19 protein-coding genes and 1 pseudogene are annotated in these 25,340 nt (G+C 67.6%); 5 read left to right on the forward strand and 15 right to left on the reverse strand.

Going from position 1 to position 25,340, the window contains the following annotated elements:
- Nucleotides 1-201: 201 nt before the first annotated feature.
- The 3 genes from BLR75_RS13350 to BLR75_RS13360 form a co-directional block, all read right to left on the reverse strand.
- On the reverse strand, nt 202-1,017 hold the full coding sequence (locus BLR75_RS13350; protein ID WP_084309641.1) for a sugar phosphate isomerase/epimerase family protein: 816 nt from the start codon (nt 1,015-1,017) through the stop codon (nt 202-204).
- A 73-nt stretch (nt 1,018-1,090) separates the two neighbouring features.
- The gene (locus BLR75_RS13355) at nt 1,091-2,140 is read right to left on the reverse strand and encodes a Gfo/Idh/MocA family protein (protein ID WP_084309640.1); all 1,050 of its coding nucleotides are present in this window, start codon (nt 2,138-2,140) and stop codon (nt 1,091-1,093) included.
- Nucleotides 2,141-2,430: 290 nt separating this feature from the next.
- Complete coding sequence (locus BLR75_RS13360) at nt 2,431-3,207, reverse strand: IclR family transcriptional regulator (RefSeq protein WP_084309639.1); 777 nt, start codon at nt 3,205-3,207, stop codon at nt 2,431-2,433.
- A 240-nt stretch (nt 3,208-3,447) separates the two neighbouring features.
- Between BLR75_RS13360 and BLR75_RS13365 the strand changes: the two genes are divergently transcribed.
- From BLR75_RS13365 to BLR75_RS13375, 3 genes and pseudogenes are all read left to right on the forward strand, one after another.
- Nucleotides 3,448-4,716: an OprD family porin gene (locus BLR75_RS13365; protein ID WP_084309638.1), complete on the forward strand. Its 1,269-nt coding sequence runs from the start codon at nt 3,448-3,450 to the stop codon at nt 4,714-4,716.
- A gap of 267 nt (nt 4,717-4,983) precedes the next feature.
- A complete protein-coding gene (locus tag BLR75_RS13370) occupies nt 4,984-6,696 on the forward strand; it encodes an FAD-dependent oxidoreductase (protein ID WP_084309637.1) in 1,713 nt (570 codons plus the stop codon).
- A gap of 59 nt (nt 6,697-6,755) precedes the next feature.
- Nucleotides 6,756-7,039: pseudogene (locus tag BLR75_RS13375) on the forward strand (hypothetical protein).
- Between the two features lie 130 nt (nt 7,040-7,169).
- Here BLR75_RS13375 and pcaC read toward each other — a convergent pair.
- The 10 genes from pcaC to BLR75_RS13425 all read right to left on the reverse strand — a co-directional run bounded on the left by pcaC (nt 7,170) and on the right by BLR75_RS13425 (nt 20,722).
- Nucleotides 7,170-7,565, reverse strand: a complete 396-nt coding sequence (gene pcaC / locus BLR75_RS13380; protein WP_084309636.1) for a 4-carboxymuconolactone decarboxylase — start codon at nt 7,563-7,565, stop codon at nt 7,170-7,172.
- 10 nt (nt 7,566-7,575) lie between these two features.
- Nucleotides 7,576-8,928 carry a 3-carboxy-cis,cis-muconate cycloisomerase gene (locus tag BLR75_RS13385; protein ID WP_084309635.1) on the reverse strand — a complete coding sequence of 451 codons (1,353 nt, stop codon included), beginning with the start codon at nt 8,926-8,928 and terminating at the stop codon, nt 7,576-7,578.
- Between the two features lie 39 nt (nt 8,929-8,967).
- Nucleotides 8,968-9,897 (reverse strand): AEC family transporter, encoded by a 930-nt coding sequence (locus tag BLR75_RS13390; protein WP_084309634.1) that lies wholly within the window; start codon nt 9,895-9,897, stop codon nt 8,968-8,970.
- A gap of 58 nt (nt 9,898-9,955) precedes the next feature.
- Nucleotides 9,956-10,561 carry a protocatechuate 3,4-dioxygenase subunit alpha gene (pcaG, locus tag BLR75_RS13395; protein ID WP_084309633.1) on the reverse strand — a complete coding sequence of 202 codons (606 nt, stop codon included), beginning with the start codon at nt 10,559-10,561 and terminating at the stop codon, nt 9,956-9,958.
- An 11-nt stretch (nt 10,562-10,572) separates the two neighbouring features.
- On the reverse strand, nt 10,573-11,292 hold the full coding sequence (pcaH, locus tag BLR75_RS13400) for a protocatechuate 3,4-dioxygenase subunit beta (protein ID WP_084309632.1): 720 nt from the start codon (nt 11,290-11,292) through the stop codon (nt 10,573-10,575).
- Between the two features lie 129 nt (nt 11,293-11,421).
- Complete coding sequence (gene pcaQ / locus BLR75_RS13405) at nt 11,422-12,345, reverse strand: pca operon transcription factor PcaQ (protein WP_084309631.1); 924 nt, start codon at nt 12,343-12,345, stop codon at nt 11,422-11,424.
- 66 nt (nt 12,346-12,411) lie between these two features.
- On the reverse strand, nt 12,412-15,123 hold the full coding sequence (locus BLR75_RS13410; RefSeq protein WP_084309780.1) for a winged helix-turn-helix domain-containing protein: 2,712 nt from the start codon (nt 15,121-15,123) through the stop codon (nt 12,412-12,414).
- Between the two features lie 326 nt (nt 15,124-15,449).
- The gene (locus tag BLR75_RS13415) at nt 15,450-16,817 is read right to left on the reverse strand and encodes a DUF1329 domain-containing protein (protein WP_084309630.1); all 1,368 of its coding nucleotides are present in this window, start codon (nt 16,815-16,817) and stop codon (nt 15,450-15,452) included.
- Between the two features lie 98 nt (nt 16,818-16,915).
- Entirely contained in the window at nt 16,916-18,853 is a 1,938-nt protein-coding gene (locus BLR75_RS13420; RefSeq protein WP_084309629.1) for a DUF1302 domain-containing protein, read from the reverse strand.
- A 186-nt stretch (nt 18,854-19,039) separates the two neighbouring features.
- Entirely contained in the window at nt 19,040-20,722 is a 1,683-nt protein-coding gene (locus tag BLR75_RS13425; protein ID WP_084309628.1) for a fatty acid--CoA ligase, read from the reverse strand.
- A gap of 190 nt (nt 20,723-20,912) precedes the next feature.
- Here BLR75_RS13425 and BLR75_RS13430 point away from each other — a divergent pair, with 190 nt between their 5' ends.
- Nucleotides 20,913-22,088, forward strand: coding sequence for a thiolase family protein (locus BLR75_RS13430; RefSeq protein ID WP_084309627.1), 1,176 nt, complete (start codon nt 20,913-20,915; stop codon nt 22,086-22,088).
- 174 nt (nt 22,089-22,262) lie between these two features.
- Here BLR75_RS13430 and BLR75_RS13435 read toward each other — a convergent pair whose 3' ends face one another.
- Complete coding sequence (locus tag BLR75_RS13435) at nt 22,263-23,444, reverse strand: MFS transporter (protein WP_084309626.1); 1,182 nt, start codon at nt 23,442-23,444, stop codon at nt 22,263-22,265.
- A gap of 89 nt (nt 23,445-23,533) precedes the next feature.
- On the opposite strand from BLR75_RS13435, the gene BLR75_RS13440 reads away from it, so the two are divergent.
- Nucleotides 23,534-24,313 carry an AraC family transcriptional regulator gene (locus BLR75_RS13440; RefSeq protein ID WP_084309625.1) on the forward strand — a complete coding sequence of 260 codons (780 nt, stop codon included), beginning with the start codon at nt 23,534-23,536 and terminating at the stop codon, nt 24,311-24,313.
- A gap of 318 nt (nt 24,314-24,631) precedes the next feature.
- Here BLR75_RS13440 and BLR75_RS13445 read toward each other — a convergent pair whose 3' ends face one another.
- Nucleotides 24,632-25,258, reverse strand: a complete 627-nt coding sequence (locus BLR75_RS13445) for a LysE family translocator (protein WP_084309624.1) — start codon at nt 25,256-25,258, stop codon at nt 24,632-24,634.
- Nucleotides 25,259-25,340: the final 82 nt, after the last annotated feature.

The raw sequence follows: 25,340 nt of genomic DNA on the forward strand, positions 1-25,340 counted from the left end.
CGCAGGAGCGTGGGAACGATAGTACGAGGCCCCCTGTAGGAGCGGGCCATGCCCGCGACCCGCGCGCATGACGCGCACCTGCGTTCAGGCGCGGCGGATGGTGGATAACGCTGGCGCGTTTTGCCCTACGATCGCCCGGCACGGTTCCGCAAAACGAAAACGCCCGGCGCAAGGCCGGGCGTCGGTACCGCGTGTTGCAGCTCAGACCTGCGCCAACACCTCCAGCGCCTTCTCCAGCGCCATCCGCGCGCGCTGTTCGGCGCTCACGCCCTGCTCCATCAGTTGCCGCGTCGGGATCTCCAGGCTCAACGGAACGTTCGCCGGCAAGGTACGCAGCAGGCCGAGCAGATCGGCGTCGCCGTCGCCCGGGAAACGCCGCTCGTTGCGCGCCTGGCGCAGGATCTCGTCCATGTCGGCCGGAACCGGGCCGGCCACGTCGCACAGCTGGGCATAGCGCATGCGCTGCGGCTCCAACATTGCCAGGTCGTCCAGCGAGGAGCGGGAACGATTGAAGTGGAAGGCGTCGACCAGCACGCAGCCGTTCGGCCGGTCGGCGTTGGCGACGATGCGCATGGCCTGCTGCAGGTCGCGGGCGTCGGTCCAGGGCATGAATTCGAGGTGCGGGTGGATGCCGTAGCCGGCCGCCAGATCGCATAGTTCGGCGAAGTTGGCGGTCAGGCGCGCCTCGTCCGGATCGTTGCCGGCGACCAGCAGCTCGGTTCCGCCGAGCTCGGCGCCCACGGCCAGGATGGGGTCGAAGTCGGCGACGCGGGTTTCCGGCTTGAGACGGAGGATTTCCAGGTCGAGCACCCCGATGCCGGTGTCGCGCAGGCGCGCCTGGGTTTGCCGGCGCAGATCGGCGTCGGCCACCAGCGGGAAATGCTGCTCCTCCGCGGTGGCCGGCACCAGGCGCAGGCCGACGTGGCTGTAGCCGGCCCGGGCGGCGACTTCCACCATTTCCGGTGGCGACAGTTCGAGCACCGTGAGGGCGGCGAGGGAAAGGATTCGGTCGGTCATGGTTTTCACTTCATGCTGCATGGGTCGAGTGTAGGTGCGGCTGGTGGCCGCTGGTCGCGGGCATGGCCCGCTCCTACAGTTGATCGGGCGCGCAGGCGCGGCCGCTTTCCGCGGCCTGGCGGATCGCCTCGATCAGCGCCAGGGTGCGACCGCCGTCGGCGGCGTCGATCAGCGGCGCCTCTTCGCCACGAGCGACGCGGACGAAGTGCTGCAACTGCAGGGTCAGCGCCTCGCCCGGCGGAATGCTTTCCTCGCTCCCCAGCAGCGGCGTGTGCCAGCCGGAGCCGGCCTCGGCGTAGTGCCAGCGCTTGAGCTGCGGAATGCTCAGCGCGCCGTGGGTGCCCGCCAGCAGGTAGCACGGCTGGTCGGCCTGGCGCGGGTAGAGCGGGCTTTCGCCGGAATCCAGCTCCCAGCTCCAGGGCGCGGCCACCGCGTCGGAACCGGTCAGGCTGCCCAGCGCGCCGTTCTCGAACTGCAGCAGCACCGCCGCGCTGTCCTCGTTGGCGAAACCGCGCACGTCGTTGCGGGTGAACGCCTGCACCTGCACCACCTCGCCGCACAGGTGGCGCAGCAGGTCGAGGTCGTGGATCAGGTTGGTCAGCAGGAAACCGGCGCCCGCTTCGCGGCGCCAGGGCGTTTCGAAATAGCTGTCGGGCTTCTGCAGCTGCCACAGCGCGGTGACGTTGATCAGCCGGCCGAGCGCACCGCCGGCGATCACCTGATGCGCCCTGGCGATCAGCGGATTGTGCCGGCGGTGGTGGCCGACCAGCACCGGCACGCCACGGCTGCGCGAAGCCTCGACCAGCGCACGGACTTCATCCAGATGCACACCCACCGGCTTCTCCAGCAGCACCGGCACGCAGGCCTCGATGCAATCCAGGGCGGTGGCGACGTGCAGGTTGTTCGGGTTGGCGACTATCACCGCCTCGGGCCGGATGCTTTCCAGCATCCGCCGGTGATCGGCGAAATACGGCACCCCGCACCCGGCGGCGAATTCCGCGGCCTGCGGACCGGGGTCGGCCACCGCGCAAAGCTGGGCCTGCGGCACGTTGCGCAGATGCTGGTAATGCTGCCGGCCCATGATGCCGGCGCCGATCAGGGCGATACGAAGCGGTGAGTTCAACTGCCTGTCCTCTTGTGGTTGTTGTCTCATGGATTCCGAAACCAGGTTCCGGAATTAACTTTTCAGTTAATTTAGAACCATGTTCCATTTTCCAAAAGAACAGACAGGACAGACTGTGCGGTTATCGACCGCAAAAGACGGGCGGTGAAACGTAGGGTGCATAACGCGCCAGCGTTATCCACCATCCCGCCCCGCCAGGGCGCTGGGCGCTGGGCTTTTCGTAGGAGCGAGCTTGCTCGCGAATCGCGGGCATGGCCCGCTCCTACAAGGGCGGGCGGTGACCGGGAGTCTCAGACGAACAACTCGCTCGCCTGGCTCGCCGCCGACAGCTCGGCCACTGCCGCCAGCAGCAGCGGCGCCAGTTCGTGCAGGCGCTCTTCCGGCAGGCGGGCGCTGGGGCCGGCGATGCTCAGCACGCCGATGACTTCGGCGTCCTGCGGGCGGCGCACCACGGCGGCCAGCGCCGAGGTGCCGACCGCCGAGGTTTCCTCGACCCAGGCGTAACCGCGCTCGCGGGCGCGATGCAGGTAGTGCAGCAGCTCGTCGGTGGAACGCGGCGCATTCGGGCCGAACTGCGCGGGGTCGGCGATGCCCTGGCGCAGCACCAGTTGCAATGCCGCCTCATCGCTCAGGCTGGCCAGCCAGGCGTGGCCGGAAGCGGTATAGAACAGCGGCGCGTCGCGGCCCATGTCCGGGTCGTAGCGCAGGCCGGAGCGCGCGCCCTGGGACTTGGCGATCCAGGTCTGGCGGGTGCCGTCGATCACGCCGAGGCGCACCAGTTCGCCGCTGTCCTGGGCCAGGCGATCGAGGATCGGCTGGACGATGTCGGCGCCGCTGCTGGACAGGTAGCGGAAGCCCAGCGCCACCAGCTTGGTGGACAGCTGGTAGCGGCTGTTCTCCGGGTTCTGCCGCACGTAGCCGAGGCGGATCAGCTCGGCGAGCATGCGGTGCGCGGCGCTCTTGGGAATCTCCAGGCGCTCGGCGAGGGTCTGCAGCGGCAGGCCGCGCGGCTCGCCGGCAAGGCTTTCCAGAAGACTGAAGGCGCGTTCGATCTGACTACCAGCCATGACGAGGGGTCCGTTGCGAGTTTCGGCGGATTCTAGAAGAGAATTCCGGAATCTCGAAGCACCCGACGCCCTTTAAAAATGTTCGAACTGGTTAATTACTGTTCGATAATCGCCCCAAACGACGATTATCGAATTGATCCACGGGATGGGGAATTCCACTATCGGCCTCGAATCGCACCGCTGTCGTCGCCCGACCGCAGCCGGCAGCGCCTTGCCATAAATATAAAAAGGTCCACCGCAATGCCTCACGTCCAGATTCCATCCGCCACCCGCATCCTGCCCGGCCTCCTGGTTCTGGCGAGCGCAGCCAGCCTGCCCGCCCTCGCCGCCGACGGCGGTTTCCTCGAAGACGCCAAGGCCAACCTCAACCTGCGCAACTTCTATCTGAACCGCAACTTCGTCGGCGACAGCGCCCAGGGCAAGGCGGAGGAATGGACGCAGAGCTTCATCCTCGACGCCAGATCCGGTTTCACCCCGGGCACCATCGGCGTCGGCATGGACGTGCTCGGCCTGTACAGCGTCAAGCTCGATGGCGGCCGCGGCACCGCCGGCACCCAGTTGCTGCCGGTACACGATGACGGCCGCCCGGCCGACGATTTCGGCCGCCTCGCCGTGGCCGGCAAGGCGCGCCTGTCGAAGACCGAACTGAAGGTGGGCGAGTGGATGCCGGTGCTGCCGATCCTGCGCTCCGACGACGGCCGCTCGCTGCCGCAGACCTTCCAGGGCGCGCAGGTGACGTCCGGCGAAATCACCGGCCTGACGCTCTACGGCGGGCAGTTCCGCCAGAACAGCCCGCGCAACGACGCCAGCATGGAAGACATGAGCCTGTTCAATCGCACGGCGTTCAAGTCCGACCGCTTCAACTTCGTCGGCGGCGAGTACCGTTTCAACGGCGACCGCACCCTGGTGGGCCTGTGGAATGCCGAGCTGAAGGACATCTACCAGCAGCAATACCTGCAGGTGCAACACTTCCAGCCGCTCGGCGACTGGGTGCTGGGCGCCAATCTCGGCTACTTCCTGGGCAATGAGGACGGCAGCGCGCGCGCCGGTGACCTGGACAACCGCACCGCCTCCGGGATGTTCTCGGCCAAGCGTGGCGGCAACACCTTCTACGTCGGATTGCAGAAGGTCATGGGCGACGACGAGTGGTTCCGCGTCAACGGCACCAGCGGCGGCAGCCTGGCCAACGACAGCTTCAACTCCAGCTACGACAACGCCAGGGAACGCTCCTGGCAGCTGCGCCACGACTACGACTTCGCCGCGCTCGGCGTGCCCGGCCTGACCCTGATGAACCGCTACATCCACGGCGACAACGTGCATATCGCCAACGTCACCGACGACGGCAGCGAGTGGGGCCGCGAGAGCGAGCTGGCCTACACCGTGCAGAGCGGCGCGCTGAAGAACCTCAACCTCAAGTGGCGCAACTCCAGCATGCGCCGCGACTGGGGCAGCAAGAACAGTTTCGACGAAAACCGGCTGATCATCAGCTATCCGATTTCGCTGTTCTGATTTCCCCAATGAATCCCTCGCCCGCCCAGCCCCGGCGGGCTTTTTTTGTTTGGCGGAAGGGGACGCGGGAGCGGTGGATCATGCAGAACCGTGTAGGAGCGGGCCATGCCCGCGACAGCAAACGGGGGGCGCGCGCATGACAGGGCAGCAAGGCTGGTGGTCGGTTATCGACCACTAATTCCCGCAGAAGTCGGTATTCGCTTGCTCCCGAACGGACCGCCCATAAAATATGGAATCAAGTTCCATATTTACTCAGGAGACTCCAGGATGCCCGCCGACACCCATCAAGCCGAATGCGATGTACTGGTCATCGGCTCCGGCGCCGCCGGGCTGGCGGCCGCCGTCACTGCCGCCTGGCATGGCCAGAAGGTCATGCTGGTGGAGAAGGACCCGGTGTTCGGCGGCGCCACCGCCTGGTCCGGCGGCTGGGCCTGGGTGCCGCGCAATCCGCTGGCGAAACGTGCGGGTATCGAGGAAGACATCGAGCAGCCGCGCACCTACCTGCGCAACGAGCTGGGCGAGCACTACGACGCCGCGCGCGTCGATGCCTTCCTCGAAGCCTGCCCGCACATGGTCGCCTTCTTCGAGAAGCACACCGCGCTGCAGTTCGCCGACGGCAACGGCATTCCCGACATGCATGGCGACACGCCCGGCGCCGCCAGCGGCGGGCACCAGGTGATCGCCGCGCCCTACGACGCCCGCGAAGTCGGCGCGCTGCTGCCGCGCCTGCGCCGGACCATGCGCGAGACCTCGTTCATGGGCATGCCGATCATGGCGGGCGCCGATCTCGCCGCCTTCCTCAACATGACCCGCTCGCCGCGCGCCTTCCTGCATGTGTGCAGGCGCTTCGGCAGCCATCTCTATCACCTCGCCCGCCACGGCCGCGCCATGCATCTGGTCAACGGCGTGGCGCTGGTGGCGCGTCTGGCGAAATCGGCGGAAGACCTTGGCGTGCGCCTGCTGGAATCGGCGCCGGCCAGACGGCTGCTGATCGAGGACGGCGCCGTCCGCGGCGCGCTGGTCGGCACGCCCCATGGCGACATGCGCATCCGCGCGAAGGCCGTGGTGCTCGCCGCCGGCGGCTTCCCCAACGACGACGCGCGGCGCCGGCAGCTGTTCCCGCGCGACGCCAGCGGCCACGACAACCTCGCCTTGCCGCCGCAGTCCTGCTCCGGCGACGGCCTGCGCCTCGGCGAATCGGCCGGCGGCGTGGTCGCCACGGACCTGAAATCGCCAGTGGCCTGGGCGCCGGTATCGAAGGTGCCGCATCGCGACGGCAGCGTCGGCCACTTCCCGCACATCATCGAGCGCGGCAAGCCGGGCATCATCGGCGTGCTGGCCAGCGGCAGGCGTTTCGTCAACGAGGCGCACGGCTACTACGACTACGTCTCGGCGATGGTCGAGGCGGTGCCGGAAGGCGAGGAAGTCTGCTCCTGGCTGATCTGCGACCACCGCTTCCAGCGCCGCTACGGCCTCGGCCATGCGCGCCCCGCTCCGCTGCCGGTGTGGCCGCACCTGCGCAACGGCTACCTGAAGCGCGGCGACAGCATCGAACAACTGGCCCGCGCCTGCGACATCGACCCGGCGGGGCTCGCCGCCACCGTGGCGGAATTCAACCGCCATGCGCGCAACGGCGAGGACCCGGCATTCGGCCGCGGCTCCACGCCGTTCAACCGCAAGCAGGGAGATCCGCTGCACAAGGGGCCGAACCCCTGCGTCGCGCCCATCGAGCACGGGCCGTTCTATGCGGTGAAGGTCCAGCCGGGCTGCTTCGGCACCTTCGCCGGGCTGAAGACCGATGGCCACGCCCGGGTGCTGGATGGCGACGGCCAGCCGATCCCCGGCCTGTATGCGGCGGGCACCGACATGGCCAGCGTGTTCGGCGGCTGGTATCCGTCCGGCGGCATCAACCTCGGCCCGGCGCTGACCTTCGGCTACGTGGCCGGACGGCACATCGCCGGGGCGACGAAATATGAATGAGGCGCAACGGCAAGCTGGCATACTGATGGGCCGATTTCCCTGCCGCTGGAGCGCAGAACATGTATCAAGACACCGCCACCGTCACGGTCAGCGCAGAACAATTCGGCCGCGAGACCGAAGCCGTGGATAACAATGGGTGAGCATCGGCCTGGAAACCGTCTCGCCCGGCGTGTTCAAGGCGCATTTCAGGGGCCAGCTGGATGCGCCGGATGAGCCGACCCATGTGTGCGTGACGCTGAGCAACGGGCTGGCGTACTACGGCCCGATCACCGGCGGCGAGGCGAAGCCCGAAGGGGGCTGGCTGTCGTTCGAGTGCGACATGATCGAGCCGGAGTTGCTCTAGGTCGCGGGCATGGCCCGCTCCTACACGGTTTAGCTGGAATGTCCGTGTAGGGCGCATAACGCGCCAGCGTTATCCGCCACTACATCGGCACGGCCGCCAATGGCGGATGAAGCGTTCCGCTTCATTCGCCCTACACCTGCAACGACTCCACCCCCAACTCGTCCCACACCTCCTCGGCCAGGTGGAAGGTGGCGTTGGCCGCCGGGATGCCGCAGTAGATCGCGCTCTGCATCAGCACTTCCTTGATCTCCTCGCGGGTCACGCCGTTGTTCTTCGCGGCGCGCAGGTGCAGCTTCAGTTCGCCCTCGCGGTTCATGCCGATCAGCATGGCGATGGTGACCAGGCTGCGGGTGTGGCGCGGCAGGCCGGGGCGGGTCCAGATGTCGCCCCAGGCGTGGCGGGTGATCATTTCCTGGAATTCCTCGTTGAACGGCGTGAGGTTCTTCAGGCTGCGGTCGACGTGGGCGTCGCCGAGTACCGCGCGGCGCACCTGCATGCCGGCTTCGTAGCGTTGTTTCTCGTCCATCGGTTCTCTCTCAGGGCTTGAAGTTGCGATGTTCGGCCACGGCGCGCTGTACCCAGCGCTGCGCCTGGCCGAGGTAATGGGCGGGATCGAGCAGGCGGTCGAGGTCTTCGGCGGACAGCTGTGCGCCGACCTCGGCATTGGCGCCGAGCACCGTGCGCAGGTGCGCGCCCTCCTGTACCGCCTGCTTGCAGCACTGTTCGACCAGATGGTGCGCGGCGTCGCGGCCGATGCGCCGGGCCAGGGCGATGCTCACCGCCTCGGCCAGCACCAGGCCGTGGGTGAGGTCGAGATTGCTGCGCATGCGCGCGGCATCCACTTCCAGCGCCGGCACCACCAGCAGCGCCTGCTGCAGCGCGCCGGAGACCAGGCAGCACAGTTCCGGCAGGGTTTCCCACTCGGCGTGCCAGAGGCCGAGGCTGCGCTCGTGTTCCTGCGGCATGGCCGCCAGCATGGTTGCCACCAGCCCTGGCGCGCGGGTGGCGGCGCCAATCAGCACGGCGGCGCTGACCGGGTTGCGCTTGTGCGGCATGGTCGAGGATCCGCCCTTGCCCGGCGCGGAAGGTTCGAACAGCTCGCCGGCCTCGGTCTGCATAAGCAGGCTGAGGTCGCGGCCGAGCTTGCCGAGGCTGCCGGCGATCATCCCGAGCAGACCGGCGAATTCCACCAGGCGGTCGCGCTGGGTGTGCCAGGGCTGTTCCGGCAGGTTCAGGCCAAGCTCGTCGGCCAGCGCCTCGGCCACCGGCCAGGCCTGCTCGCCCAGCGCGGCGAGGCTGCCGGAAGCGCCGCCGAACTGCAGGCAGAGCAGGCGCGGCTTCAGTTCGGCGAGACGCTGGCGATGACGGGTGACGGCGCCGAGCCAGCCGGCGATCTTCATGCCGAGGGTCACCGGCGTCGCATGCTGCAGCCAGGTGCGCCCGGCCAGCGGCACGTCGGCATGCCGTTCGGCCTGCTCGGCGAGATGGGTCGCCAGCGCGCCGAGATCGTATTCCAGCAGGTCCAGCGCGCTGCGCAGCTGCAGCACCAGGCCGGTGTCCATGGCGTCCTGGCTGGTCGCGCCAAGGTGCACGTAGCGCTCGGCCTCGACGCTTTCGGCGGCGACCTGCCGGCCCAGCGCCTTGACCAGCGGAATCGCCGAGTTGCCGGCGGTGGCGATGGCCCGGGCCAGCGCCGCGAAGTCGTACTGGTCGGCCGTGCAGGCCGTCGCGATGGGCGCCACGGCGGATTGCGGGATCAGCCCGACCCGCGCCTCGGCGCGCGCCAGGGCGGCCTCGAAGTCGAGCATGCCCTGTATCCGCCCGGCGTCGCAGAACACCGCGCGCATGGCCGGCTGGGTGAAATAGGTATCGAAGAGTTGATTGCTCACGCCGGTTCTCCAGTCGTGTTCATGATCGGATTCCGCCCTTCAGCGCAGCAGCGCGATGAAGGCGCTGATGCTGAGGAACGACAGCAGCGTGCTCGCCACCAGCGCGGCGGCGCAGCGACCCTCCAGGCCATAGCGCTGGCCGAGGATCGGATAGATGCTGAGCATAGGCGCGCTGGCATAGAGCACGGCGGCGCTGCGCAGCGCCGGATCGGCCACCGGAAACGCCAGAAGGAACAGCAGCACCGCCAGCGGATGCAGCAGCAGCTTGCCGATACCCAGTTGGACCACGTCGGCGAACAACTTGCCGATCTTCAATCCGTAGAGATTGCCGCCGATGACGAACAGCGCCACCGGCGCCGAGGCCTGCGCCAGCATTTCCACGGCCTTCAGCGGCACCGCCGGCAGGCGGATCTGCAGCAGCGAGAGGCACAGGCCGATGCTGATGGCGATGATGATCGGGTTGCGCAGCAGCCGCCCGAAGGTCTCCCGCAGCACCCGGCCGATGCCGGCGCCGCGCTGGTCGCCGGCCTCCGCCAGGACCAGCGCCAGCGGCAGCATCAGCAGGTTCTCCACCATCATCCCCAGCGCCAGGCCGACCGCGGCCTTGGGCCCGACCACCATGGCGACTATGGGATAGCCGATGAAGCCGCTGTTGGACATCGACATGCCCAGCCCGCCCAGCGCACTGCCGCTCAGGCTGTCGCCGCGCACCCGGCGGGAGAACAGGAAGCCCGCGGCGAACACCGCCAGCGAGGCGGCGCCGTAGGCCAGCAGGTAGTTGCGCTCGAACACCTCGTGCAGCGGGTTCTCGGCGAGCGCCTTGATCACCAGCGCCGGCAGCGCCAGGGTGATGACGAAGCGGCCCATGCCGACGAACTGCTCGCGGCCGAGCAGGCCGGCGCGCGCGCAGAGGAAGCCGATGCCGATGATCAGGAAGATCGGGGCAGTGATACCGAGGATCTGCAGCATCGTTCGCGTCCTTCGACCGGGCCGGGTAACGGCGGGCGGCGAACCGCCCGCCCGGCCTTCAGAAGTCGAAGAATACCGTCTCGCCCTCGCCCTGGATGCGGATGTCGAAGCGGTAGGCGGCCTTGCCGTCCACCTCGGTGCGGGTGGCGACCAGCGTCTCGCGCCGCTGCGGCTGCTCGATCAGGTTCAGCACCGGGTCCCTGGCGTTCGCCTCCGCCTCGTCGTCGAAGTAGATGCGCGTCTGCAGGTGGATGTTGATGCCGCGGGCGAACAGGCTGACGTTGATGTGCGGCGCCATCGGCACGCCGGCGGCATTGTTCACCACGCCCGGCTTGATGGTCTGCAGCGTCCACTCGCCGGCATCGAAGGTGGTCGCGGTGCGGCCGAAGCTGTTGAACGGCTTCTCCAGGTCGAAGGCTTCGTCGTAGACGCCCTCATGGTTGGCCTGCCAGAACTCCAGGAAGGAGTCGCGCACCAGGTGACCGTTGCCGTCATAGACGTTGCCGATCAGCAGGATGTGCTCGCCGGGCGCTTCCGGGCGGGCCATGCGGTTCCAGATTTCCTGCGGGCGGGTCGGGTTGCCGGCGGCGGCCAGGGCCAGGCCGATGTGCACGTAGGGGCCGGCGGTCTGCGAGGGGGTTTCCGGCAGCAGTTCGATGGACATGGCGGGTCTCCTCACTTGTTCTCGAAATGGGTGCGGCGCTGGCCGCGCAGGACGATGTCGAAGCGGTAGGCCAGGCAATCCATGGGATTGGCCATGCTCATGTCGAGCTTCGCGATCAGCGTCTGCACCGCGTCCGGATTGGCGATCGACCTGACGATCGGGCACATCGGGATCAGCGGGTCGCCCTCGAAGTACAGCTGGGTGATCAGCCGGGTGGAGATCGACGGGCCGCTGATGGAGAAGTGGATGTGCGCCGGACGCCAGTCGTTCGGACCATTGCGCCACGGATAGGGGCCGGGCTTGATGGTGCGGAAGACGTAGCGGCCCTCGCTGTCGGTCAGCGCGCGGCCGACACCACCGAAATTGGGATCGAGCGGCGCCAGGTAGCGGTCGTTCTTGTGCCGGTAGCGGCCGCCGGCGTTGGCCTGCCACATCTCCACCAGGGTGTGCGGGACCGGCTTGCCGTACTGGTCCATGACCCGCCCGGAGACGATGATGCGCTCGCCGATCGGCAGGCCGCCGTGGTCGAAGTTGAGCAGCAGGTCGTTGTCGTGCTCGCCCATCTTCAGGTGCGAGAAGTCCGGCCCGCTGGTTTCCGAGACGGACTGCGGAATGCTCACCAGCGCCTGGCGCGGCGAGCGGGCGATGGAGGTCTTGTAGTCGGGAATGAAGGCCTTGGGGTGCCAGTTGCGGTCACGGATGACGAAGCGACGGGATTCGGCGTCGTGCATGTCAGGCTCCTGTTGTTGGATTTGTGGAGTCATGGCCCGACAACGATCGGACCCTGCGTTTCCGTGAAGTCTCGGCCAGGAAGCCGTCCGCGAACAGTGAAATCACGCCCCCGATACATAACCATACGGTTATGTATCGGCGAATTGCTCCGCCACTTCGCGCAGCATGCCGCAGAACCACTGCCCGGCCACCGGCAACGGCAGCGCGACGCTGGTGCAGATGCCCACGGAGCCGCCGGGCTCCTGGATGCCCAGCGCCAGTTCGGCCAGTTCACCGGCCTGGATGTCCAGGCGCACCGCATCGCGCGGCGCGACCCAGATCGCCTCGCCGTCGGCGACGTAGCGGCGGCTCAGCACCAGCGACAGGGTCTCCAGGCGCCGCGCGGTGAGCGGGATGCCCCACTGCACGAAGAAGGCGTCGGCGTACTTGCGGATGGTGGTGCCGGCCAGCGGCAGCACCAGCGGGAAATCGCCGAGCCGGCGCAGGTCGCGCAGGTCCTCGCCGAGCAGCGGATGGCCGGGGCGCACCACCAGGGTCATGGCCTCGCTGTACAGGTGCTCGAAGGCCAGGCCGTGGATTTCCGGGCTGTCGGTCATGCGCCCGACCACCAGGTCCAGCTCGCCGACCTTGAGCTGCGCCAGCAGGTGCGCGCTGGAGCCGGTGAGCACGCTGACGGTCACGCTCGGATGCGCGCGCTGCAGGCGCAGCACGGCCTCGGGCAGCAGCAGGCTCTCCACCGTGGACAGCGCGCCGACCCGCAGCAGACTGCCCTCCTCCTCCTGCGCGCGCAGCACGTTCACCCCGTCGCGCAGGGCCTGCACGCAGGGGCCGGCGTAGCGCAGGAAGGTGTCGCCGGCGGGCGTCAGGCTCACTCCGGCCTTGCTGCGCTCGAACAGGCGCGCGCCGAGCAGTTCCTCCAGCTCGCCGATGGTCTTGGAAATCGCCGGCTGGCTGACCGCGACGAGGTCGGCGGCGCGGGCGAAACTGCGCTGCCGGGCGACTTCGAGGAAGCACTGCAGGTGACGGAACTTGATGCGCTGGTCGATGTTCATGGGCGGGCTTCGCAACGGGCGATGCGCAACTTTCGCACAGGGGATGCATAACCAGAAGCATCAGCTTCAGCGCAGCAGGCCGAGCTCCTTGGCGCGCGCCACCGCCTGGGTGCGCCGCTCGACGCCGAGCTTGTCGTTGATGTGGCGGGCGTGGCTCTTCACCGTGTGCAGGGAGATGAACAGGCGGTCGCTGATTTCCTGGTTCGAGCAGCCCTGGGCGATCAGTTCCAGCACCGCCAGTTCCCGCCCGCTCAGCGCTTCGCCACCCGCCTGGAGGCGTTCGGACTGCATCGGGAGCATTCCGCCCAGCCGCTCCAGCAGCGGGCAGGCGGCGCGTCCCGCGAGTTGTTCGCGGATCCAGCCGGAGCATTCCTGCAGCAGCCCGTCCAGCGGCAGCAGCGCACCGCCGGCCGCGCCCGTCAGGCACTGCTCGAACAGGGAAGCGGCCTCGCGTTCGCGGCCGTCGCGCAGCAGCAGCTTGAGCAACTGGCCCTGGGCCAGCTGCACCGGCAGCAGCGCTCCGCTCCGCGAGCCGGCCTCGATGACCGCGCGCAGGCCGCGCTCGGCATCCTCCGGCTGCTCCAGGCGCAGCGCCAGCAGGGCCTGCAGCAATTCGACATGGCCGGGCAGCAGCGGGCTGCATTCCGGCGGCGTGGCCGGCTGGTGGCCGGTGTAGGTTTCCGCGAGGCGGGTCAGCCAGGCGGAGGCCAGCTCGACCTGCCCCTGCGCCAGCCACAGCTCGCACTTCGCCAGGGTGATGACCGACAGGTAGTAGACCGGCGGCACGTCCCACACGTGCATCAGCCGTTCGATCTCGCCAAGCAGGGCGAAGGCGCGGGTGTAGTCGCCCTGCCGCCCTTCCAGGCCGGCCAGTGTGCAGAAGCCCATCACCAGGCTGACGTCGCGGCAGCGGCGCGCTTCGTCGATCCCGGCCTGCAGCGCGCGCCGCGCCTCGTCGGTGCGCAGCGCCAGGGCGTGCAGGCAGCCCTGGACGATCAGCAGGCGCCCGCGCGCGGTGGAATGCCGCTGCGGCGACAGGTCGCCGAGACAGGCGAAGCCGAGGCGGACCTCTTCCTCCGCGCGGAATACCTCGCCGCGGGCATGCAGCACGCGGGCACGCTCGTAGCGCGCGAGCGCCTCGAACATCGGGTTGCCGAAGCGCTGGGCGAGTTCCAGGGCGTCGCGGTTGAGTCCGCGGGCGCGCCATAGGTCGCCGCGCACGATGGCCAGGTTGCCCAGGGTGGAGAGACACAGCAGGCGCGGGCCGGAGCGCTTCTGCGGCAGCTCGTCCAGGGCCTCGCCGCAGTGCCGTTCGGCGGCCTCGATATCGCCGCGGCCGCGGGCGATCACCCCGGCCAGCGCCTGCCACTGCGCCAGCAGGTCGCGCTGGGTGTCCGCATCGGCAGCGGGCAGGAAGCGCGCCAGATGCAGGGCCAGGTCCTCGGCCGCGTCCAGCTGGCAGGCCAGGGCCAGCGCCCAGCCGTAGAGCATGATCAGGCGCGGCGAACTGGCCAGCAGGCTGTCGGGCAGGCCCATCTTCCAGCGCAGCAGGGTAGCGGGATTCTGTTCCGCCAGCAGCTGTTCCTCGGACAGGCTCTGCACCAGGCTCGCGGCGACTTCCGGATGGCCGGCGCGCAGGGCTTCCTCGACCGCCTCTTCCAGCATGCCGCGGGCGCTGAACCAGCGGCAGGCGCGCAGGTGCAGCGCCGCGGCGGAGGGGCCGGATTCCGGCAGGTCGCGCGCCTGCAGCAGGTCGGAGAACAGGTGGTGATAGCGGAACCACTGGCCCTGCTCGTCCAGCGGCACGAGGAACACCTGGTGCTGCTGCAGGTGCTGGAGGATCGCCGCGCTGTCGTGGGCGTCGCGCAGGGCGTCGCAGAGTTCGGCGGAGAAGCGCTCGAAACGCGCGGTCTGGCTGAGGAACATCTGCACCTCGGCCGGCAGCCGGTCGATGACCTCCTCCAGCAGGTAGTCGCGGATCAGTTCCTCCGTGCCGCACAGCGCCACGTCGCAGGCGTTCGCCGCCAGCTCGCTGCCGTGGGCCAGCAGCCACAGGCGCAGGCCGGCGATCCAGCCTTCGCTGCGCTCCAGCAGGTTTTCCAGGTCTGGCCCGCGCAGCTGCGCGCCGCTCAGGCTGACCAGTTCGGCGGTTTCCTCGGCGCTCAGGCGCAGGTCCTGTTCGTTGAGTTCGAGCAACTGGCGCGACAGGCGCAGGCGCGCCAGGTGCCAGTCGGGCCGGCAGCGGCTGGTCACCAGCAGCACCAGCCCGTCCGGCAGGTGATTGAGGAGGAACTGCAGGCAGCGGTCGAGCACCGCGCCCTGGGCCAGGTGGTAGTCGTCCAGCACCAGCAGCAGGGGCGATTCCGTCGACACGCGGAGCGTGAGTTCGTCGAGCAGGTCGTCGAGCCAGGCCTCGTAGGCGAACGGCTGGTGCCGCTGGCGCATCTTCAGCAGGCTCATGGCGTCTTCGCCGAGGCCGGGGAAATACAGGCGCAGGCCGTCCAGCAGGCGTTCGAGGAAGCGCCCCGGATCGCTGTCGCGGGCGCTCAGCCCCAGCCACAGGCTGCGCCATTGCGGATCGAGCTGCTCGCAGAACTCGATGGCCAGCGAACTCTTGCCGAACCCCGCCGGCGCCGAGACCAGCACCAGGCGGCCGGCCAGACCGGCGCGCATGCGCTCGCAGAGCCGCGAACGGGCGACATGGCCGTCGGGCAACGGTGGACGGAAGAAGCGGCTGGGGGTTCGGGTCAGTACTGGCAGAGTCGGGAATTCGGTCATGCGGCCCTGGCTCACTCCGGCTCGTGGACGGTACCTGCTGCAAGGCAGCCTAGCTGCTTGTCCGGCCTATTTGAAGACAGATTTGTTACTGTTCGCGATCAATGGCGTTTATATCGGGGCAAGGTGCGCGCCAGTGGTGAAGCATCCTGACGGACAGATTGCGTGGGAACGAAGGACAAGGCAGGCCAGACACGGACCTGTAGGAGCCAGCTTGCTGGCGATCAGTGGTGGGGAAAAGCTTCGCGAGCAAGCTCGCTCCTACAGGTGCGGCATGAGGCTGATAAAAAAGCCGGCCCGAAGGCCGGCTTCCTGCGCAACGCGGGTTCTCAGCGAACCCCCGCCTGCCGCAGCGCGGCCGGGGTGTAGTCGCTTTCCGAAGCGCGGTAGTTGTAGTCGTAGGAGGATTTTTCCTCGTTCTTCAGGCCCAGGGTCAGGTAGCGGCCGGAGAGCAGGTCGTACAGGGTTTCCGCGGTGTACCAGTTGACCTGGTTGTTGTAGTAGTACTGCTGGAACGCCTCGGCCACGCGCCACAGCTGGCCACGACCGTCGTAGTGGTCGATCTCGGCGGCCTGCCAGGAGTCCTCGTCGATGTAGAAGTCGCGCTTGGCGTAGATGTGCCGCTCGCCCGGCTTCAGGGTCGCGACCACGTGCCAGACGCGGTGCAGCTCGTAGCGGGCCAGGTCCTGGTTGAGGTGGCCGGGCTTGATGATGTCGCTGTACTTCAGCTTGGGATCATCCATCTTGTAGTTGTTGTAGGGGATGTAGATCTCCTTCTTGCCTACCAGCTTCCAGTCGTAGCGGTCCGGCGCGCCGTTGTACATGTCGAAGTTGTCCGAGGTGCGCAGGCCGTCGGCGGCGGTGCCCGGGCCGTCGTAGGACACCTGCGGCGCGCGGCGCACGCGGCGCTGGCCGGCGTTGTAGAGCCAGGCCAGGCGCGGCTCCTTCACCTGGTTGAGGGTCTCGTGGACCAGCAGCACGTTGCCCGCCAGGCGCGCCGGCGCGGTGACCCGCTGCTTGAAGTAGAACAGCACGTTGCTCGGCTTGGCCGGGTCGTAGTCGGTCAGGTTGGTGCGGAAGGTGAACTCGTCCTGGAAGTACACCAGCGAGTAGCTGCCGCCGGGCTGCGGGGTGGCCTGGGTGACCAGGCGGCGCACGCTGCCGCCGCGATAGCGGGTGATGTGGTTCCAGATGACTTCCAGGCCGTTCTGCGGGATCGGGAACGGGTTGGCGGTATCGAAGTTCTCCAGGCCGTTGCCGCCCTCCACCAGCTTGGTGGTGGTGGCGTTCTTCTTCGTCGCGGCGATCACCGCGTCCGGCGCGCTGGCGCTGCGGTGGGTCTTGTACACCGGAATCTTGTAGCTATTCGGATAGCGCTTGAACATCGCCAGCTGGCCGGGGGTCAGCTTGTCCTTGTACTGGTCGACGTTCTGCGCGGTGATGGTGAACAGCGGCTGCTCGCCGGCGAACGGGTCGGAGAGGAAGCCCTTGCTGTCCACGGATCCCGCATTCTTCGACAGGCCGCCGTCCCAGGCCGGGATGCTGCCATCGGCGTTGCCGGCCTTCTCGGCACCCAGCGGCGTCAGGGTGGTGCCCAGCTTCTCCGCTTCGCTGGCGGAAACGGCAGCCATGACCTGGGTCGCCAGCAGGCTGAGCGCCAGCGCCCCGGTTTGCAGAAGGATCTTTGTTGTTTTCATTGATACGCCCCTCGATGAGTCGTTATCGGCCGCGCGCAGGCCGCTGCCGGCTGCGCGTGGCTCATGTCTCTCAGTATCGGCCCGTGGCCGGAAATCGATCAGAAGTTCACGCCGAAGCTGAGGGCGACGAAGTCGCGGTCGTCCACGGTGCTGTACTTGCCGTCGAAGAAGCTGGTGTAGGCCAGGCTGGCGGTGTAGGTGTTCTGGTATTCGGCATCCACACCCAGGCTGACCGCCTTGCGGCCTTCCTCGAAGTTGGCGCCCGGGCCGGGCGAGTAGCCGTCGACATCATGCGACCAGGCCACGTTCGGCCGCAGGTTCACCCCGGCGAACACGTCGTTGTAGTCCCAGATCGCCCGCACGCGGTAACCCCAGGAGTCGGCGGTGGTGAAGCCGTCGTTCTCGCAGTAGCGGCTGACGTTGTTCTGCGGGCCGCCGGCCAGGGTCGAGGTGTTGAGCGCCTCGCACTGCCCCGCCGGCAGCGGGCCGGGGCCGAACACCGGGTCGCGGCCGTAGCGGACCTTGGAGGTGCTTTCCAGGCCGCCGACGTGGGTCCAGCCGACTTCGCCGACCATGGTCAGGCGCTCCGCCCCCATCACCTGGTCGAAGAAGTGGGTGAAGGTGGTCTGCAGCTGGGTGATTTCCTTGCGGCGGTAGCCGTGGGTGTCGCGCCCCGGGGTGGCCTGCAGCAGGGAAACGTTGGGGTTCAGCGGGGTCAGGCCGCCGAACAGGATGTCGGTGGTGTTGATCTGCACCGGGGCGTTGGGCCGGTAGCTGATCTCGCCGCTCCACGCGGTGCCGGTGGGCAGCGTGGTGGAGAAGCTGAGGCCGTACAGCTGGATGTCTTCCGGGTACTCGATGAAGTAGCTGGAGTTGCCGGCCACCACCAGCGGCGCGATCTGCTGGGCGACGGCGCCGGCGTTGGCCAGCGGTACGCCGGCGGCGACCAGCTGCGCGCCGATCCCGTTCGGGTTGAGCGGGCTGAACAGGCCGAACACCGACGGATCGGCGGCATGGCCGCTGAAGATCGGCAGGCGGCTGTGGTAGTTCATGTAGTAGGCGCCGAACTCGGTATCCAGCTCGTTGGCGAAGTAGCGCATGGAGAAGCCGTACTGGCCGCTGTCACGGGCATCCCGGTCCCCGCCGCGACGGACGATCACGCCCTCGTCCGGGTTGCCGAAGTTCACGCCGTTGTTGCTCAGCACGTTGCCCACCGGCACGCCCAGCGGGCCCAGGGCGCCGGCCAGGGCCTGCTGGGTACGCAGCACAGCCAGGTTGCCGTCGCAGCCATCGGCGACCACGTCCGGCTGGGAGAAGAAGGTGCCGCAGTTGTCGATCACCGTCTGGTCCCACTCCAGCTGGTAGAAGGCCTCGGCGGACAGGCTGTCGGTGAAGTTCTGCGACAGGTAGAACATGTTCACCGGCACCAGCGCTTCCTTCAGCTCGGCGCCCGGGCGGCGCAGGGCGGAAACGTCGACCGGGTTGATCGAGCTGACGCCGTTCTGGATGAAGGTGCTCTCGCCCCAGTTCACCACCTGCTTGCCGAGGCGCACGGTGCCGGGCTGATCGGCGATGCTGTAGTTGTGATAGACGAAGGCGTCGAGCAGTTGCGCGCCGGAGGACTTGGCGCCTTCCTTGCGGCCATCGTCGTCGATGTCCTTGAACAGGCGGTGCTCGTCCTTCAGCTCGAAGTCGTACCAGTACTTGCCGCGCAGGAAGACCCCGGTGTCCTGGTATTTCAGTTCGAGGTCATGCACACCCTTGAAGATCTTCGAGAAGGTCTCGCCCTTCTTGAAGTTCAGGTGGCCGTCGTCGGAGGTCTGCGACAGGCCGCGGCCGCCGTTGTTGACCCCGATGAGGTCCTTGTTCGGGCTCTCGGTCGACCAACTGGCGCCGATGGACAGCGCCGAGTCGAACGAACCCTCGATTTCCCCAACGTTGAAGCTGACGGCGGATGCGGGGGCCGACAGCGAGGAGGCCAGGCTGACGGCCAGCGGCAGTTTAGCCAGGCGCCAGAGCTGCTTGATTGTTGTCATCGACGCTACTCCATGTGTTTCTTGTTATGAGTGCATCGACTATAGCCAGCCCCCTTTCATGCTTGATCGCACCAAAGTGTGATTTGTCCTTCCGCGGTTTGACAAAGCCACCCGAACGGGTGTGGACGGCGCGGCCCGCCTGACTTGCAGCGTGCCAAGCGCTTGCTCGGCACGCTGCGAAGAGGCTCAGACGGTGGACAGGAAGGCGCTGCCGGAGGCCTGCCACTGGGCGATGTCGACACGGATGCGCTTCTTGTCGAGCTTGCCGACGCTGGTCTTGGGAATTTCTGTAACAACGGCGATCTGCGAGGGAATCGCCCACTTGTTGATGTGGCCTTCCTCGACGAAGGGCTTGAGGTGCTCCTTCAGCCCCTTGGCATCCAGTTTCAGCCCTTCCTGCAGGATCAGCAGGGCGAACGGCCGCTCGCCCCACTGCGGGTCGGGCACGCCGACCACCGCCACCTCGCGCACCGCCGGGTGGCGGCTGATCAGGTCTTCCAGGTCCAGCGAGGACAGCCATTCGCCGCCGGTCTTGATCACGTCCTTGATGCGGTCGCGGATGTCGATGAAGCCCATGCCGTCGATGGTCGCCACGTCGCCGGTGTGCATCCAGCCGCCTTCCCAGAGTTCCGCGCCGCGCTCCGGCTCGCGGAAGTAGCCCTGGGTCAGCCAGGGCGAGCGCAGCACCAGTTCGCCCTGGGAGTCGCCATCGGCGGGAAGGAAGTTGCCCTCGGCATCCATGATCGCCGCTTCCACCAGCGGCACCGGCACGCCGGCCTTGATCCGGTAGGTGGTGCGTTCGTCCTCGCTGCCGGCGCGCAGTTCCTCGTTGAGGTAGGCGCAGGAGATCAGCGGGCAGGTCTCCGACATGCCATACGCGGCGGTGAGCTGGATGCCCCGCGACATCGCCTTGTCGTACAGCGAGTGGTTCAACGCGCTGCCACCGATGATGATCTTCCAGCCGCCGAAGTCGACGCCCTGCGCGGCCCTGGCGTTCATCACCATCTGCAGGATGGTCGGCACGCAGTGGGAGAAGGTGACCTTCTCGCGCTTCCACAACTCGACCAGCATTTCCGGCTCGTAACGGCCCGGGTAGACCTGCTTGACCCCGAGCATGGTGGCCACGTACGGCACGCCCCAGGCGTGGACGTGGAACATCGGGGTGATCGGCATGTACACGTCGTTGTTACCGAGCAGGCGGATGCTGTCCAGGCTGGCGATGGTCGAGGCCATGGCCAGGGTGTGCAGGACCAGCTGGCGGTGGGTGAAGTACACGCCCTTCGGGTTGCCGGTGGTGCCGGTGGTATAGAAGGTGGTGGCCACCGAGTTCTCGTCGAAGTCGGGGAAGGCGTAGCGCGGGCTGGCCGCGTCCAGCAGGGCCTCGTACTCGCCGACGCAGTTAGGCAGGGCGCAGCTCTTGTCGGCGGCGTCGGTTAGCAGGATGGTCTTCTCCACGGTGGTCAGCTGCGATTCGATGCCCTGGTAGAGCGACGCGAACTCGCTGTTGACCAGCACGAAGCGGTCCTCCGCGTGGTTCATGGTGTAGAGGATCTGGTCCGGCGAAAGACGGATGTTGATGGTGTGCAGCACCGCGCCGATCATCGGTATGGCGAACATGCATTCCAGGTAGCGGTGGCTGTCCCAGTCCATCACCGCCACGGTGTCACCGGCCTTCACGCCCGCTTCGCTGAGCACGTTGGCCAGGCGCGCCACCCGCTCGTTGAAGGTGGCGTAGCTGTAGCGCACCAGGTCGCGGTAGACGATCTCGCGGCTCTTCTCGTAGCGGCTGCCGGACAGCAGCAGGCTCTTGATCAGCAGCGGATACTGGTGGGCGTTCTGGGCGGGCGGGATGATGCGGGTCTGGAGCATGGGGCACACCTTCAAGGCACGGTTTTCATTATCGATGGTGAATGACTCTATGGTCACGGCTCGCTCGGATCATCCAACCAAAGAGTGATTTGCTGATGACTGTTTTGAAGTTTTTGGTCACGCGCTAGAATCCCGGGCTCCCGGTCGTTCATGACCGCCTTCCAGAACAAGAGCCAAGAGGTACTGCTTCATGTCCGAAATCGTCATCGTCAGTGGCGCCCGCACCCCGATGGGCGGCCTGCAGGGCAGCCTGTCCGGCGTTTCCGCCGTAGACCTGGGCGCCGCGGCCATCCGCGAAGCCGTCAGCCGTGCCGGCATCCAGCCGACCGACGTCGAGGAAGTGATCATGGGTTGCGTGCTGCCCGCCGGCCTGAAGCAGGGCCCGGCCCGCCAGGCGGCGCTGAACGCCGGCCTGCCGAGCGCCGCCGGCTGCACCACCATCAACAAGCTGTGTGGCTCCGGCATGAAAGCGGTGATGCTGGCCCATGACCTGCTCAAGGCCGGCAGCAACAGCGTGATGGTCGCCGGCGGCATGGAAAGCATGTCCAACGCCCCCTACGTGCTGGAGAAGGCGCGCACCGGCCTGCGCATGGGCCATGCCGAGATCAAGGACCACATGTTCCTCGACGGCCTGGAAGACGCCCGCAGCGGCCGCCTGATGGGCTCCTTCGCCCAGGAAACAGCCGACAAGTACGGCATCACCCGCGAGGAGATGGACGCCTATGCCATCGAGTCGCTGAAGCGCGCCCAGGCCGCCATCGCCGATGGTTCGCTGGCCTCCGAGATCGTCCCGGTGACCGTTGCCACCCGCAAGGGCGAGGTGGTGGTGAAGGACGACGAGCAGCCGCTGACCGCCAACCTGGACAAGATCCCCGGCCTGAAGCCGGCGTTCCGCAAGGACGGCACCATTACCGCCGCCAACGCCAGCTCGATCTCCGACGGCGCCTCCGCGCTGGTCCTGATGACCGCCGAGGAAGCCGCGCGCCGTGGCCTCAAGCCGCTGGCGAAGATCGTCGGCCACGCCACCCAGAGCCAGGACCCGAGCGAATTCACCATCGCCCCGATCGGCGCCATGACCAACCTGTTCAAGAAGACCGGCTGGAGCAAGGACGACGTCGACCTGTTCGAGATCAACGAAGCCTTCGCCATGGTCACCATGCTCGCCATGCGCGAACACGGCCTGGACCACGCCAAGGTCAACGTCTACGGCGGCGCCTGCGCCCAGGGCCACCCGGTCGGCTCCACCGGCTCGCGCATCATCGTCACCCTGATCAACGCCCTGCAAAGGAAGGGCGGCAAGCGCGGCGTGGCCTCGCTGTGCATCGGCGGCGGCGAAGCCACCGCGGTAGCGATCGAGCTGCTGTAAGCGTAACGCGGTAACAACGAAGGGCGCGGTGGTTACCGCGCCCTTCGTTTTTGGGGAGCCGCCTGCCGGCTGTCGTAGGGTGAATGACGCACCAGCGTCATCCACCGATGGGCGTTCGCGCCGGGCTTTGCGGCGGATAACGCTGGCGCGTTATACGCCCTACCCATCCTGCTGTTACGCCGTTGCGGCCTGCGACTCCGCCTGCGTGCGCGGAAACACCACGGAAGCAGCGAAGGTCAGCACGCCGAGCCCCGCCAGGATCAGATACAGCCCCGCCAGCCCCTGCCGCGGCTCGATGTAGGCGATCAGCGGAATCGCCGCCGCGCTGGCACCGAAGGAAACGAAGTAACGCAACGCGAACACCCGCGCCTGCCACTGCGGCGCGACGAAGTTGGCGACCATCGCGTCGTTCACCGTCACCTGGCCGAACACCGCGAACATGAACAGCGCGCCGCAGACGATCACCGGCCAGCCCTCGACATAGGCCAGCGCCAGCAGCAGCGGCCCCTGGCAGAGGGTCATCAGCATGAACGGCCCCTTGAGGCTGAAGCGATCCAGCAGGCGGCCCATGATCAGCTGCGCCACCGCGCCGAAGGCATAGGCCAGGCTGACTACCACGCCAAGGCTTTCCGGCGAGGCGAGCAGGTCCTGCAGGCGCACCTGGAACAGCCGCGGATAGGTCACGGTGCTGGCGTTGAACACCACGCCGCCGGTCAGGGTGACCACCGCCAGTACGCCGAACACCAGGCGCATCGACACCTTCTGCCCGCCGACGCCGCGCGGCGCCGAACGCTGCACCGCCACCGGCGCCTCGGCGCGCACCTGCCAGGCGAAGCCCAGCCCCAGCAGCACCGCCACCCCCCCCGGCAGGATGAACGCCGCGCGCCAGCCGAAGTGCGCGGTGAGGAAGCCGGTGAGCAAGGCGGCGAAGGCCACGCCGAGATTGCCCCACATGCCGTTGATGCCGATCTCGTGGCCGCGGTTCTCCGCGTGCGCCACCAGCATCGCGGTGCCCACCGGGTGGTAGATGGCGGCGAACACGCCGATCAGCGTCAGTCCCGCCACCAGCATGGTTACCGAGCTGCTCAGTCCGGTAACGATCGCCGCAACCCCGATGCCCAGGAAGAACACCTGCAGCATATGCCGGCGATCCCACTTGTCGCCCAGCCACCCGGCCGGCAGCGAACAGGCGCCGAAGGCGATGAAGCCGCCCAGCGACAGGCCGATCAGCTCGGCGTAGCTCAGGCCGAAGCTGCGGGTCATGCCCAGCACGGCGGCGGGGAAGATCAGCATGAACATGTGGTCGATGACATGCGCGGCGTTGATGTAGCGAATGATGGTTCGGGCTTGGCTCATGGCGGTGGTCCGCTGTTGTCGTTGTCAGGTCCGCCCATGCTAGGCTGACGCCAAAGCGCATACCTGACAGAAAAGTCATCGAACCGGACATGAACATCGAGCTGCCGCCCAACGCCCGCCTCGCCGCCGTCGGTATCGATTATTCTGACGGCGCCCACGTCGAGCCGCATGCCCACGAGGAGGCGCAATTCCTCTATGCCGCCAGCGGCCTGATGCGCGTGGTGACCGGGCGCGGCGCCTGGGTGATCCCGCCGACCCGCGCGGTGTGGATACCGCCACGCACCGAGCACCAGATCCACATGTCCGGGCAGGTGCGCATGCGCACCCTGTTCATTCCGGCTCACGCCTGCCCGGCGGCGCTGGACGAATGCTGCGTGCTGGCGGTGACGCCGCTGCTGCGCGAACTGATCCTGCGCGGCATCCGCCTGCAGCAGGAGAACGACGAGCGTTCGCAGCCGCTGGTGGAGCAACTGATCCTGCTGGAAATCTCCGCCCTGGAACACCTGCCGCTGGCGCTGCCGATGCCCGCCGACCGGCGCCTGCAGGTGATCTGCCGGACGCTGCTGAAGACGCCGGAACATCCCTACACCCTGGAGGACTGGGGCCAGCGGGTCGGCGCCAGCCCGCGCACCCTGGCGCGGCTGTTCCGCCAGGAACTGGACATGAGCTTTCAGGAATGGCGCCAGCAGCTGCGCCTGACCGAGGCCCTGCCGCGCCTGCTGGCCGGCGCCGGCGTGCAGGAAGTGGCGCAATCCCTGGGCTACGGCAGCTCCCGCGCCTTCAGCGCCATGTTCCGCCGTCTGCTCGGGGAAAACCCGCGGGAATACCTGCAGGCCCTGGCGCAGCTGGCGGAGCTGAAGGACGCCTGATTGCACGGCTCAACGCGGCGGACGACACACCCTGTAGGAGCAGCTGTGTTGGTATCTCAACGCATTTTGTTCGCGAGCAAGCTCGCTCCTACAAGGAACACCGACAGCCAGTAGGGCGAATGATGCGACTCGGCAGCGCTCTTCGTAGGAGCCAGCTTGCTGGCGAAAGCCGCACTATCCGGCCACACCGGCGCTGAAGGAAAACCGGATCGCCAGCAAGAACCAGGCGTCCCCCTGGCTCCTACAGGTCCGGTGTCAAGCGGGCTATGTCTGCGAACGCGGGGGGCCGATAAACCTGTAGGTGCTGCGGTGCCATGCTCAACGCAACTCGGTCAACGCCAGCTTCACCCCCAGCGCCACCAGCACCCCGCCCATCAGCCGGTCGAACCAGTGCCCCATGCGCGCGAAGCCGGAGCGCACGCGCTGCTGGCTGAACAGCATCGCCACCAGGCAGAACCACAGGGCGGTGGCGCAGGCGAGGTAGATGCCGTAGCCGGCCTGCACCGCCAGCGGGGTGTGCGGGTTGATCACCACGGTGAACAGCGAGAGGAAGAACAGCGTGGCCTTTGGGTTCAGGCCGTTGGTGACGAAGCCGGACATGAAGGCGCCGCGCGACGAACGCTGCTCCACGGCGATCCGCTCCGCACTGGCCGGATCGGCCGGGCGCGCGCGCAGGGCCTTGATGCCGATATAGAAGAGGTAGGCCGCGGCCAGCCACTTGAGGATGTTGAACAGGGTGACCGACTGGGAAACGACCAGGCCGATGCCCAGCAGCGAATAGGTGACGTGGATGAAGATCCCGCAGCCCACGCCCAGCGCCGTCCAGGTGCCGGCGCGGCGGCCGTGGGCGACGCTCTCGCGCACCACCACGGCGAAATCCGGGCCCGGGCTGGCCACCGCCAGCAGGTGAACCAGCGCTACCGTGAGAAACTCCGCCCAGTACATGCAACCTCCGCAGGATTGGAATAAGCCTTTCGAGCTGCCAACCTTACCCCCGTCCCCACCCTCCGCAACAGGTACAGCCAGC

The sequence above is a fragment of the Pseudomonas jinjuensis genome (genome assembly GCF_900103845.1).
In the GTDB taxonomy this organism is placed as follows: domain Bacteria; phylum Pseudomonadota; class Gammaproteobacteria; order Pseudomonadales; family Pseudomonadaceae; genus Pseudomonas; species Pseudomonas jinjuensis.